Annotated in this window: 13 protein-coding genes; 10 read left to right on the top strand and 3 right to left on the bottom strand. The window is 62.1% G+C overall.

The window, feature by feature from the left end:
* The first annotated feature begins 45 nt into the window (after positions 1-45).
* From hcr to ltaE, 3 genes are all read left to right on the top strand, one after another.
* Positions 46-1,050, top strand: coding sequence for an NADH oxidoreductase (hcr, locus tag I6G83_RS14940; protein WP_054306738.1), 1,005 nt, complete (start codon positions 46-48; stop codon positions 1,048-1,050).
* Positions 1,051-1,320: 270 nt separating this feature from the next.
* Positions 1,321-3,042, top strand: a complete 1,722-nt coding sequence (gene poxB, locus I6G83_RS14935) for a ubiquinone-dependent pyruvate dehydrogenase (RefSeq protein WP_054306737.1) — start codon at positions 1,321-1,323, stop codon at positions 3,040-3,042.
* 57 nt (positions 3,043-3,099) lie between these two features.
* The gene (gene ltaE / locus I6G83_RS14930) at positions 3,100-4,119 is read left to right on the top strand and encodes a low-specificity L-threonine aldolase (protein ID WP_054306736.1); all 1,020 of its coding nucleotides are present in this window, start codon (positions 3,100-3,102) and stop codon (positions 4,117-4,119) included.
* 22 nt (positions 4,120-4,141) lie between these two features.
* Here ltaE and I6G83_RS14925 read toward each other — a convergent pair whose 3' ends face one another.
* Positions 4,142-4,486, bottom strand: a complete 345-nt coding sequence (locus I6G83_RS14925) for a DUF1294 domain-containing protein (protein ID WP_054306735.1) — start codon at positions 4,484-4,486, stop codon at positions 4,142-4,144.
* Positions 4,487-4,653: 167 nt separating this feature from the next.
* On the opposite strand from I6G83_RS14925, the gene I6G83_RS14920 reads away from it, so the two are divergent.
* Entirely contained in the window at positions 4,654-6,093 is a 1,440-nt protein-coding gene (locus I6G83_RS14920; protein WP_054306748.1) for a DUF2867 domain-containing protein, read from the top strand.
* 155 nt (positions 6,094-6,248) lie between these two features.
* Complete coding sequence (locus tag I6G83_RS14915) at positions 6,249-7,259, top strand: NAD-dependent epimerase/dehydratase family protein (RefSeq protein ID WP_015671721.1); 1,011 nt, start codon at positions 6,249-6,251, stop codon at positions 7,257-7,259.
* Here the strand turns inward: I6G83_RS14915 and I6G83_RS14910 are convergent.
* Positions 7,254-8,084, bottom strand: a complete 831-nt coding sequence (locus tag I6G83_RS14910) for an N-acetylmuramoyl-L-alanine amidase (protein ID WP_054306734.1) — start codon at positions 8,082-8,084, stop codon at positions 7,254-7,256. The genes I6G83_RS14915 and I6G83_RS14910 overlap by 6 nt on opposite strands.
* A gap of 55 nt (positions 8,085-8,139) precedes the next feature.
* The gene (locus I6G83_RS14905) at positions 8,140-8,463 is read right to left on the bottom strand and encodes a heavy metal-binding domain-containing protein (RefSeq protein WP_054306733.1); all 324 of its coding nucleotides are present in this window, start codon (positions 8,461-8,463) and stop codon (positions 8,140-8,142) included.
* A 248-nt stretch (positions 8,464-8,711) separates the two neighbouring features.
* Between I6G83_RS14905 and I6G83_RS14900 the strand changes: the two genes are divergently transcribed.
* The 5 genes from I6G83_RS14900 to artM all read left to right on the top strand — a co-directional run bounded on the left by I6G83_RS14900 (position 8,712) and on the right by artM (position 12,404).
* Positions 8,712-9,254 carry a lipoprotein gene (locus I6G83_RS14900; RefSeq protein WP_054306732.1) on the top strand — a complete coding sequence of 181 codons (543 nt, stop codon included), beginning with the start codon at positions 8,712-8,714 and terminating at the stop codon, positions 9,252-9,254.
* A 257-nt stretch (positions 9,255-9,511) separates the two neighbouring features.
* Positions 9,512-10,240 (top strand): arginine ABC transporter ATP-binding protein ArtP, encoded by a 729-nt coding sequence (gene artP, locus I6G83_RS14895; protein WP_054306747.1) that lies wholly within the window; start codon positions 9,512-9,514, stop codon positions 10,238-10,240.
* Positions 10,241-10,278: 38 nt separating this feature from the next.
* The gene (gene artJ / locus I6G83_RS14890; protein ID WP_054306731.1) at positions 10,279-11,010 is read left to right on the top strand and encodes an arginine ABC transporter substrate-binding protein; all 732 of its coding nucleotides are present in this window, start codon (positions 10,279-10,281) and stop codon (positions 11,008-11,010) included.
* Positions 11,011-11,019: 9 nt separating this feature from the next.
* Positions 11,020-11,736 (top strand): arginine ABC transporter permease ArtQ, encoded by a 717-nt coding sequence (artQ, locus tag I6G83_RS14885; RefSeq protein WP_015671715.1) that lies wholly within the window; start codon positions 11,020-11,022, stop codon positions 11,734-11,736.
* Positions 11,736-12,404 carry an arginine ABC transporter permease ArtM gene (artM, locus tag I6G83_RS14880; protein WP_015671714.1) on the top strand — a complete coding sequence of 223 codons (669 nt, stop codon included), beginning with the start codon at positions 11,736-11,738 and terminating at the stop codon, positions 12,402-12,404. The genes artQ and artM overlap by 1 nt, the downstream gene beginning before the upstream one ends.
* Positions 12,405-12,528 lie beyond the last annotated feature (124 nt).

Genomic DNA, 12,528 nt, shown 5'->3' with positions numbered 1-12,528 from the left:
TTTTCCGGGGCGGCGGCGTCCGCCCCTTCCGCAGTGAGGTGCCTTATGAGCCAACCCCATCCTTTGTGTCCGAACCGCATGCAGGTGCACTCCATCCGGCAGGAAACCGCCGACGTCTGGACGCTGAACCTGATCTGCCACGATTTTTATCCCTATCTGCCCGGCCAGTTCGCGCTGGTCAGCATCCGCAACAGCGAAGAGACCCTGCGCGCCTACACCCTTTCCTCCTCGCCGGGGCTCAGCCCGTTTCTCAGCATCAGCGTGCGCTGCCTGCCGGACGGCGCCGGCTCGCGCTGGCTGACGCAGGAGGTGCGACCCGGCAATACGCTGTGGCTGTCCGACGCGCAGGGCGAGTTCAGCTGCGTTTCTCACCCCGCCGAGCGCTATTTGATGCTGGCCGCCGGCTGCGGCGTCACGCCGATTATCTCGATGTGCCGCTGGCTGGCGGCGTACCGCCCGGCGTGCGATGTGCAGGTGATCTTCAGCGTCCGCCGTCCGGAGGAGGTGATTTTTGCCGAACAGTGGCGGCAACTGTGCGCCGCACACCCGTCGCTGAACCTGACATTGATGGCCGAGCATCAGGCGCCGCCCGGCTTTCTCAGCGGGCGCATCAGCGACGCGGTGCTGCGGCAGTGCGTGCCGGATATCGCCGAGCGCCGGGTGATGACCTGCGGCCCCGCGCCCTATATGGCGCAGGTTGAGCAGCTGTGCCTGGCGCTGGGGGTTCCGCCCGCGCGTCTGCATAAGGAGCAGTTTCACACGCCGGCGGAAAACGCCGGGTCGTCGGACAATACGCTGGCGCTGCGCATCGGCCAGCCGCTGCGGGAGTTCCGCGTACCGGTCGGCAGCACGCTGCTGGCGGCGCTGGAATCCCATCGCCTGCCGGTGACCGCCGCCTGCCGCGCCGGCGTCTGCGGCTCCTGCAAAACCCGCATACTCGACGGCGACTATAGCGTCAGCAGCACCATGACGCTGACGCCGGCAGAGATCGCCCAGGGCTATGTGCTGGCCTGCAGCTGCCAGCTGCAGGGCGACGTCACCCTCGCCTGATCCCCTCGCCCCGTTTCCGGCGGGGCACTTATTGGCGCAAACTATTCTTCATCCCGTTCTATCGTAATTCCCGCAGCTTGCTAAGCTGAGAAGACCTTTTCTACCCTAAATAATTCGAGTGACAGGAAGGCGGCAAGAGCAGGGATCACGATACGCTGCCTCAGGTCAGTGATTCGGATGACTGAACGCGGCCAACACCCCGTTACTTGAAGTATGACGGGTATCTATCCCGCCGTTAAGCGACGGGGTTATCACATCACTGGGGGAACCATGAAGCAAACCGTAGCCACATTGATTGCCAAAACCCTGGACCAGGCGGGCGTAAAACGCATTTGGGGCGTCACCGGCGACTCGCTGAACGGCCTGAGCGACAGCCTGCACCGCATGGGGACGATTGAATGGCTGGGCACCCGCCACGAGGAAGTGGCCGCCTTCGCCGCCGGCGCGGAGGCGCAGCTGACCGGTGAACTGGCGGTGTGCGCTGGCTCCTGCGGACCGGGCAACCTGCACCTGATCAACGGCCTGTTCGACTGCCACCGCAATCACGTGCCGGTGCTGGCGATCGCCGCCCACATTCCTTCCAGCGAGATCGGCAGCGGCTACTTCCAGGAAACCCATCCGCAGGAGCTGTTCCGCGAATGCAGCCACTACTGCGAACTGGTCTCCAACCCGGAACAGCTGCCGCGCGTGCTGGAGATCGCCATGCGCAAGGCAATCCTTAACCGCGGCGTGTCGGTGGTGGTGCTGCCCGGCGATGTGGCGCTGCGCATGGCGCCGGAAGACGCCGAGGTGGTCTGGCAGACCCCGGCGCTGCCGCTGGTGCAGCCGCCGATGAGCGAGCTTAACCGGCTGGCGGAAACGCTGAACGGGGCGAAAAATATTACCCTGATGTGCGGCAGCGGCTGCGCCGGCGCCCACGATGAGGTGGTGAAGCTGGCTGAACTGCTGCAGGCGCCGATCGTACATGCGCTGCGCGGCAAAGAGCATATCGAATGGGACAACCCGTACAGCGTCGGTATGACCGGCCTGATCGGCTTCTCCTCCGGCTATCACGCCATGATGAACGCCGACACGCTGGTGCTGCTCGGCACCCAGTTCCCCTACCGCGCCTTTTATCCCACCAACGCCACGATCGTCCAGGTGGATATCAACCCCGGCAGCATCGGCGCGCACTGTCCGGTCAATATGGCGCTGGTGGGCGATATCAAAACCACCCTTGCCGCCCTGCTGCCGCAGCTGGAGGCCAAGAGCGACGATAAATTCCTCAACAAGGCGCTGGAACACTACCGCAGCGCACGCCAGGATCTCGACAGCCTGGCGACCTGCAACGATAGCCAGCCGATTCACCCGCAGTATCTGGCGCAGCAAATCAGCCGCCATGCCGACGATGACGCCATTTTCACCTGCGACGTCGGCACGCCGACCGTCTGGGCGGCCCGCTACCTGCAGATGAACGGCAAACGCCGATTGCTCGGCTCGTTTAACCACGGCTCGATGGCCAATGCGATGCCGCAGGCCATCGGCGCACAGGCCACCGCGCCGGATAAGCAGGTGGTGGCGCTGTGCGGCGACGGCGGCTTTACCATGCTGATGGGCGACTTTTTATCGCTGGCGCAGCTGCAGCTGCCGGTTAAAGTGGTGGTGTTTAATAACAGCGTGCTGGGGTTTGTAGCGATGGAGATGAAGGCCGGCGGCTACCTGACCGACGGCACGGATCTGCATAACCCGGACTTCGCCGCCATCGCCAACGCGGCCGGCATTAAAGGCTTCCGGGTTGAAAAAGCCTCGGAGCTGGACGCCGCCCTGCAGGCGATGCTGGCGCACCCCGGCCCGGCGCTGCTGGACGTGGTGACCGCCAAACAGGAGCTGGCGATGCCGCCGCAGATCAAATTCGAACAGGCCAAAGGGTTCAGCCTGTATATGCTGCGCGCCATCATTAACGGCCGCGGCGACGAAGTGGTCGAACTGGCCAAAACCAACTGGCGGCGTTAATCCGCCCTGACGGCGGCGTAGCCTGCTGCGTCGCCCTTAACCGTTGAAAGGATACCCATGCTGATCGATCTCCGCAGCGATACCGTTACACAGCCCACGGCCGCCATGCGTCAGGCGATGGCCAACGCCGAAGTGGGCGACGACGTTTACGGCGATGACCCTACGGTCAACGCGCTACAAAACGAAGCGGCGCGCCTGGCCGGCAAAGAGGCGGCGCTATTTTTACCCAGCGGCACCCAGGCCAATCTGGTGGCGCTGCTCAGCCACTGCCAGCGCGGTGACGAATATCTCGTCGGCCAGCAGGCGCACAACTACAAATATGAAGCCGGCGGCGCGGCGGTGCTGGGCGGCATTCAGCCGCAGCCGATCGAGGCCGACGACGACGGCACGCTGCCGCTGGATAAGGTCGCCGCCGCCATCAAACCCGACGATATCCACTTTGCCCGCAGCCGGCTGTTCAGCCTGGAGAACACCATCAGCGGCAAAGTGCTGCCGCTCGCCTATCTGGAACAGGCGTGGCAGTTCAGCCGCGAGCGGCGGCTGGCGCTGCATATCGACGGCGCGCGCATTTTCAACGCCGCGGTGGCGCTCAATGTGCCGCTGAACAAGATCGTGCAATACTGCGACACCTTCACCATTTGCCTGTCCAAAGGGCTGGGCGCGCCGGTGGGATCGCTGCTGTGCGGCAGCGCCGAATTTATTCAGCGCGCCAACCGCTGGCGCAAAATGACCGGCGGCGGCCTGCGTCAGGCCGGCATTCTGGCGGCGGCCGGCCGCTATGCGTTAGAACACCACGTCGCCCGGCTGCAGGAGGACCACGACAACGCCCGCTGGCTGGAACAGCAGCTGCACGACATCGGGCTGACGATTGCCGATGCGGGCGCCCAGACCAACATGTTGTACATCCGGCAGTCTGCCGAACAGGCGGCGCAGCTCGGCCCGTGGATGCGCGAGCGCGGCGTGCTGATCGGCAGCGGGCCGCTGACGCGCCTGGTCACCCACCTCGACGTCAGCCGACGGGATCTGCAGCAGGTGGTCGAGCTATGGCGCGAGTTCCTGCAGCGGCACGGGCGGTAAGTGCTCCGGCGTCAGGCTGCGGCTATAGAAAGCGGCCATAGACGATGTACCACGCCGCGCCGCACGCCGCCACGTTGAGCAAGATGCTGACGATAAACCAGGTTTTAAACGGCTGTTTCTGCGTCTTGTGCCGGAACAGCCGCTGAGCGCACAGCGCCCCCGGCCAGCCGCCGATCGCCCCGAACGCCAGCAGCGTGATTTCCGGCACCCGCTGCCAGGCCTTGATCGCCGCCAGCTTATCGGCGCCATACAGCGCCAGCGTCAGCAAATTCAGCAGTAACAGCCCCGTCCACCCCGGATGCGGGAAAAATGCGCTAACCGCCAGGGTTAACGCCAACACACCGTAACACACCACATTCAGCCGCATGATTCACTCCCGCCAAAGCAACGGCGCGTAGTGTGACGCCTGCGCCAGGGCGTTGCAAGTTGCCATTTGTCCACACAAAAAGTGTTTTTATAGCCCGATTTTGGCATGCTATAACCAACGGTATTCAGGATACCGTTCCCTACTTTTCACTGCATAAGGTCGTGCTGATGAGCCACCAACGCATTCTGGTCCTTGGCGCCAGCGGTTATATCGGACAAAACCTGATCCCCCACCTGACGGCGCAGGGGCATGAGGTTATCGCCGCCGCCCGCCGTCTCGAATGGCTGCAGGCGCAAAACTGGCCGCAGGTGCACTGCCAGTATGTCGACGTCTACCAACCGGAAACGCTGCCGCCGGCGCTGTGGCGGATCGATACGCTGTACTATCTGATCCACGGCATGGCCGACGGCCGCGACTTTATTGAAAAAGAGCGCCAGGCGGCGCAGAACCTGCGCGACGCCCTGCGCCAGTCCGCGGTCAAACAGGTGATCTTCCTGGGCGCGCTGCAGCCGCAGCATGACAGTTCGCCGCACCTGACCGCCCGCCGGCTTACCGGGGAAATTCTGCGTCAGAGCGGCGTGCCGGTCACCGAACTGCGCGCCGGCATTATCGTCGGGCCGGGTTCGGCGGCGTTCGAAGTGATGCGCGACATGGTCTACAACCTGCCGCTGCTGACGCCGCCGCGCTGGGTGCGTTCAAAATCCTCCCCGATCGCCCTGCCGAACCTGCTGACCTACCTGAGCGAACTGCTGCGGCACCCGGCCGACGATCACCGTATTTTTGACGCGGCGGGGCCGGAGTACATCAGCTATCAGACCATGCTCACGCGCTTTATCGCCATCAGCGGCTACCGACGCTGGCTGATCCCCATTCCGCTGCCGACGCGCCTGATTTCGGTGTGGTTTATCAGCCTGATCACCTCGGTGCCCACCCCGGTCGCCCGCGCGCTGATTCAGGGGCTAAAACACGATCTGCCCGCCGACGGCCGGCCGCTGCAGGCGCTGATCCCACAGCAGCTGCAATCCTTTGACGACGCGGTGACGGAGACCCTGCAGCGTGAAGCGGAGGTGACCGACAGCGCCGACTGGGGTTACGACCCGGCCGCGCGGGCGCGCTGGCGTCCCGGCTACGGTTTCTACCCGAAACAGGCCGGCCATACGCTGGAGACGCAGGCCTCGGCCGCCGCTCTGTGGCAGGTGGTGCAGCAGCTGGGCGGCAAAGAGGGGTACTTCTACGCCAACGCGCTCTGGCAGATCCGCGCGCGCATGGACGACCTGCTCGGCAACGGCGTGGTGTATGGCCGCCCGCCGCGCCGCACGCTGCAGCTCGGCGATATGATTGACGGCTGGAAAGTGATCGCGCTACGGCCCGAACGCCAGCTCTCACTGCTGTTCGGCATGAAGGCGCCCGGCCTCGGCCGGCTGACGTTCACCATCCGCGATTACGGCAACCGCCGCACCCTCGACGTGCGGGCCTGGTGGCACCCGGCCGGTTTTAGCGGTTTGCTTTACTGGTTCGCCATGATGCCGGCCCACCTGTTTATTTTCCGCGGAATGGCCGCACGCATTGTCCGGTTGGCTGAGCAGGAAGACCACAATTTGCCGTAACGTTGTTCATTTGTCGATCGACCGCACAGTTTGCCGTGGTTGATCGTCCCTTTCCGATTGCATAGCGCCCCAAATCACGAAAGAATGGCATCTTATTTGCTGGGAAACGGCAATACGCCGCCAGCGCTTTGTTTTTTGGTGAGAAAGAGTCTGTTATGAAGGTATTGGTCACCGGTGCAAGCAGTGGATTAGGCCGTAACGCCGTTGAATATCTGCGTCGCCAAGGCATACAAGTATGTGCCACCGGCCACAACCGGGCCATGGGCCGCCTGTTGGAGAAGATGGGCGCCGAATTTATTCAGGCCGATCTCACCAACCTGGTTTCCTCGCAGGCGAAAGCGATGCTGGCGGACGTGGACGTGCTGTGGCACTGCTCCAGCTTCACCTCTCCCTGGGGCACCGAAGAGGCCTTTGAGCTGGCCAACGTGCGCGCCACCCGCCGCCTGGGCGAATGGGCGGCGGCCTACGGCGTCTCGCAGTTTATCCATATCTCTTCGCCGGCGATCTACTTCGACTACCACCACCACCGCAACGTGCCGGAAGACTTCCGCCCGGCGCGCTACGCCAATGAGTTCGCCCGCAGCAAGGCGGCCGGCGAGCAGGTTATCCAGCACCTGGCGCTGGCCAACCCGCAGACCCACTTCACCATCTTACGCCCTCAGGGGCTGTTCGGGCCGCACGACAACGTTATGCTGCCGCGCCTGCTGCATATGATCAAACACTACGGCAACCTGCTGCTGCCGCGCGGCGGCGCGGCGATGGTGGATATGACCTATCTGGAAAACGCGGTGCACGCCATGTGGCTGGCGACGATGAAGCAGGATACGCCGTCCGGCCGCGCCTATAACATCACCAACCAACAGCCGCAGCCGCTGCGCAACGTGGTGCAGCTGCTGATTGATGAGCTGGGTATGAAGTGCCGCATCCGTTCCGTCCCCTACGCTATGCTCGACATGATGGCGCGCGGCATGGAAAAGCTGGGCAGCAAAAGTGAAAAAGAGCCGGTGCTCACCCACTACGGCGTGGCCAAACTCAACTTCGACCTGACGCTGGACATCAGCCGCGCCCAGCAGGAGCTGGACTACCGGCCGGTGGTGTCGCTGGAAGAAGGCGTGATGCGCACCGCGCGCTGGCTGAAGGAACACGGCAAGCTGCACGGCTTATAAGCCGTAATATTTATGCAGCAGCGCATCGATAATCGCCTCGCTTTCGGCATCCGGTTCACCGCGGTAATCGGCGGGCCGGAAATGCATCTGAAATGCCGCCAGCACCCTTGTCTGTTGACGCCCGTCCCACTGCGGATCGATAGCGTAGCCATAGCGCGCCAGCTTCTCGAGCAGCGGCGCTAGCGCCACCGGCGCATGGGGATCGCGCCCCGCCAGATAGCGCCGTACATCCTCCTTATCCGGCCAGGCGCCTATGCCGGCCTCCGCCAGCGTTTGCCAGGGAAACAGCGGGCCGGGGTCCTGCTTGCGCTGCGGCGCAATATCGCTGTGGCCGACAACGTCCACCGGCTGAATGCCGTAGCGGCGGATAATATCGCGGCTCAGGGGGATCAGCAGCGCAATCTGTTCGGCGCTGTATGGCTGCCAACGGGTGAACAGCATGCTGCGGCTAAAGCCGCGGTTGACGATCTCAATGCCGATCGAGGTGTCATTCAGCTGGCTGCGACCGCGCCAGCTGCTGGCCCCGGCATGCCAGGCGCGCATCGCCTCCGGCACCAGCTGGTACGCCGTCGGCCTGGCGTGCGCACGCCGCGGCTGCGCCGGCAGCAGATAGTGGGCGCTGACGTGCTCGTCGGTCAGCGTCTTGAGCGACGTCTGAAAATCTTCCGCCGTATAATGCATCACCAGAAAACGAATGCGCTGGTCGACGCCCTGCGCCTGATGCAGCGTTTCCAGCTGATAGTCGCCGCGGTCGACGGTGGTGCCCGGCCCCGAAGCCTGGCAGCCCGCCAACAGCAGCGCGACGATCCCTGGCCATTTAGTCATGCTTCACTCCTTGTGACACGCAAAACCCGGCGCGCATGCGCCGGGCCGGGCAAACTTAACGGCTGATTTTTACCGCCGTGCCGCTGACGCTGACCATCAGCATGCTGCTGTCCTTGCCTACCGTTTCATAGTCGATATCCACGCCGACGATCGCATTGGCGCCCAGCTCGCGCGCCTGCTCTTCCAGCTCCTGAAACGCTATCTGGCGCGCCTTGCGCAGCTCTTTTTCATAGGCGCCGGAACGGCCGCCGACGATATCACGCACCCCGGCGAAAAAGTCGCGGAAAATGTTGGCGCCTAAAATCGCCTCGCCGGTGACGACGCCGCAGTATTCGGTAATGGTGAACCCTTCCAGGGTCGGGGTAGTAGAAATTTGCATCAAAGACTCCTTGCTTGATTCATGGCCGTGCTCGCCAGGATAATAGGCGCTGTCTGCCGTTGCCGGGAAAAACCGGGATCGCCAGTGTAACCCACGCGGATACGGCTTCAAGCCTGCAAAAATATGACCGCTGATTTTACAGTATATTCTGAATGCGGATGGCACAGAGTACGAATGCAAGGCTGAAAAACGCATTTATACTGTAAGCTATCGTCTTCATGGTAGAGACTTTCACATAAGGTAGTGAGATGAAAACAAAAACGATTGCGGCTGTTTTACCTTTAGCGGCGCTGGCGCTGAGCGCCTGTACCACCGTTGAACCGGCCTACAAGGATATCGGCGCGCGCAGCGGCGCATGCATTGAAGGCGGCCCGGACAGCGTGGCGCAAAAATTTTACGACCTGCGTCTGGAGCAAGGCAGCACCACGCTGCCGGACAGCAACCGTCTGGCGCAGCTGCAGCCTTACCTGAGCCAGCCGCTGTATCAGGAACTGCTGAGCGCTAATCAGAAACCGCAGGCAAACGCGGCCGCGCTGTTCACCGGCAACGCCGAAGGCGCCACCAGCGCCAGCGTAGCCAGCGCCTCTTCCATCCCGAATACCGACGCCAAGAATATCCCGCTGCGCGTCCAGCTGAGCTATAAAAAAGACGACAGCAGCGCCAAAGAGTGGCAAAACGAGGTGCTGATGGTGCGTGAAGGCACCTGCTGGGTGGTGGATGACATCCGCTACCTCAACGTGCCGCCGCACGCCGCCAGCGGCACGCTGCGTCAGGTGCTGGAAAACGACTGATCGTATCCCTGGCCGGCGCTGCACGGCGCCGGTCGTTTCCCCCCCGCCAACCTGCCTGTTTCTTGAGCAAAAACATCAAATTCGCTAGCCACTTCACACACTGCGCGACAAACCTCCCCTTCGCGCCTGCACTGCGGTATGTTGTGCTATTCTTTTACTATCCTGCCGTACATTAATAAATTTTAACTCACAATGATTGCATAAGTATTCTGCGGAAGTTAACATTTGCGGCATCAATGTCTATTCAATTCCAGCGCATGAGTATTCAACTAAAAAATATAAATTGCTTCTATGGCGCACACCAGGCGCTGTTCGACATCACGCTGGATTGTCCAGCCGGGGAAACCTTAGTGCTGCTTGGCCCAAGCGGCGCGGGGAAAAGTTCATTGCTGCGGGTGCTGAACCTGTTGGAAATGCCGCGATCCGGCCAGCTGCAGATCGCCGGCAACCAGTTTGACTTTAAGCAGGGGCCGGGTGAAAAAGCCATCCGCGAACTGCGCCAAAACGTCGGCATGGTATTCCAGCAGTACAACCTGTGGCCTCACCTGACCGTGGTGCAAAACCTGATTGAAGCGCCGTGCCGCGTGCTGGGCCTGAGCAAGGCCCAGGCGATGGCGCGCGCCGACAAGCTGCTCCAGCGTCTGCGCCTGACCGACTTTGCCGACCGTTTTCCGCTGCACCTGTCCGGCGGCCAACAACAGCGCGTCGCCATTGCACGCGCGCTGATGATGGAGCCGCAGGTGCTGCTGTTCGATGAGCCGACCGCCGCGCTGGACCCGGAAATCACCGCGCAGATCGTCAGTATCATCCGCGAACTGGCCGGTACCGGCATTACGCAGGTGATCGTCACCCACGAGGTGGAAGTGGCGCGCAAGACCGCCAGCCGCGTGGTGTATATGGAAAACGGCCGCATTGTGGAACAGGGCGACGCCAGCCGCTTCGCGCAGCCGCAGACCGCCGAATTCGCCAGTTATTTATCACACTGATTTTTTTCTACACCAGACCAGTTTTAGGGGAGTTTGCGATGAAAAAACTAATAATCGCCGCCGTATTGGCCGGCATCAGCGTTTCCGCCTCTGCCGCCGACAAGATTCGTTTCGCGACCGAAGCCTCCTACCCGCCGTTTGAGTTTATCGGCGCGGACAACAAGATTCAGGGCTTCGACGTCGATCTGGCCAACGCGCTGTGCAAAGAGATGCAGGCGGAGTGCAGCTTCAGCAACCAGTCGTTCGACAGCCTGATCCCGGGCCTGAAGTTCAAACGCTTTGACGCGGTGATGGCCGGCATGGACATCACGCCGGAGCGTGAAAAACAGGTGCTGTTCAGCAAGCCTTACTACGACAACTCCGCCCTGTTTATCGCGCAGAAAGGCAAAGTGGCCGATATCGCGGCGCTGAAAGGCAAACGCGTCGGCGTGCAGAACGGCACCACGCACCAGAAGTACCTGACGGATCAGCACGCTGAAATCACCACCGTGCCGTACGACAGCTACCAGAATGCGGTGCTCGATCTGAAAAACGGCCGTATCGACGCCGTCTTCGGCGATACCGCGGTAGTTAACGAATGGCTGAAGCAGAACGCTCAGCTGGCCGCGGTGGGCGACAAGGTGACCGACAAGAACTATTTCGGCACCGGTCTGGGCATTGCCGTACGCCAGAAGAACAGCGATCTGCAGGGCAAGTTCAACGCCGCTCTGGACAAGATCAAACAGGATGGGACCTATGAAACCATCTACAAAAAATGGTTCCAGCAGTAATCTATCCCGATGAATGAAATTCAACCTTTAGCAACCGCCGCCGGGATGACCGTCGGCCTTGCCGTTTGCGCGCTGGCGCTCGGGCTGATCCTGGCGATGCTGTTCGCCGGCTGGGAGTCCGCGCGCTGGAAGCCGGTCAGCTGGCTCGGCACCGCCTGGGTCACGCTGCTGCGCGGCCTGCCGGAAATTCTGGTGGTGCTGTTTATCTACTTCGGCTCGTCACAGCTGCTGCTGACGCTGTCGGACGGCTTTGAGCTGAACTTCGGCCTGTTTACCGTGCCGGTGCAGGTCGACATTGAAAGCTTCGAAGTCAGCCCGTTCCTCTGCGGGGTCATCGCGCTGGCGCTGCTGTATTCGGCCTATGCGTCGCAGACGCTGCGCGGCGCGCTGAAAGCGGTGCCGCAGGGGCAGTGGGAATCCGGCCAGGCGCTCGGCCTCGGCAAGGCGGCCATCTTCTTCCGGCTGATTATGCCGCAGATGTGGCGCCACGCCCTGCCCGGCCTCGGCAACCAGTGGCTGGTGCTGCTGAAGGATACCGCGCTGGTATCCTTAATCAGCGTGAACGATCTGATGCTGCAGACCAAAAGCATCGCCACCCGCACGCAGGAGCCGTTCACCTGGTACGTGATCGCCGCCGCCATCTATCTGGTGGTGACCCTGCTGAGCCAGTTTATTCTTAAGCGAATCGAACTGCGCACCACACGTTTTGAGCGGGGGCCGGTCTGATGCTGGAATACTTACCGGAAATCATCAAGGGGCTGCACACCAGCCTGACGCTGACGCTGGCGGCGCTGCTGGTCGCCCTGGTGCTGTCGCTGATCCTGACGGCGATCCTGACGTTGAAAACCCCGCTGCTGTCGCCGCTGGTGAAGATCTACATTACGCTGTTCACCGGTACGCCGCTGCTGGTGCAGATCTTCCTGATCTATTACGGCCCCGGACAGTTCCCGGCGATCCGCGACTATCCGTGGCTGTGGAACCTGCTGTCACAGCCCTGGCTGTGCGCCATGATTGCGCTGGCGCTCAACAGCGCCGCCTACACCACGCAGCTGTTTTACGGCGCGGTGCGGGCCATTCCGGCCGGCCAGTGGCAGTCCTGCGAGGCGCTGGGCATGTCGCGTCGCCAGTCGATGCGCATTCTGCTGCCGTTCGCCTTTAAGCGCGCCCTCTCCTCCTACTCCAACGAAGTGGTGCTGGTATTTAAAAGCACCTCGCTGGCCTACACCATCACGCTGATGGAAGTCATGGGCTACAGCCAGCTGATGTACGGCCGTACCTATGACGTGATGGTGTTCGGCGCCGCCGGGCTGGTTTATCTGGTGGTCAACGGTCTGCTGACGCTGTTGATGCGCCTGGTTGAACGCCGCGCGCTGGCCTTTGAACGCCGTAACTGAGCCGCTTACCCAGCCCTGCCGCCGCGGCGGGGCTGTTTCCCCCGCTCCGCCAAAACAATTTATAATCATTTTTATTGCATATTCATTCACTCAGTGGCATGGTTATCGACAGCACCGTCAGCGA

Source organism: Serratia rubidaea, from assembly GCF_016026735.1.
In the GTDB taxonomy this organism is placed as follows: domain Bacteria; phylum Pseudomonadota; class Gammaproteobacteria; order Enterobacterales; family Enterobacteriaceae; genus Serratia_B; species Serratia_B rubidaea.
This window is presented reverse-complemented; position numbering and strand designations above follow the sequence as displayed.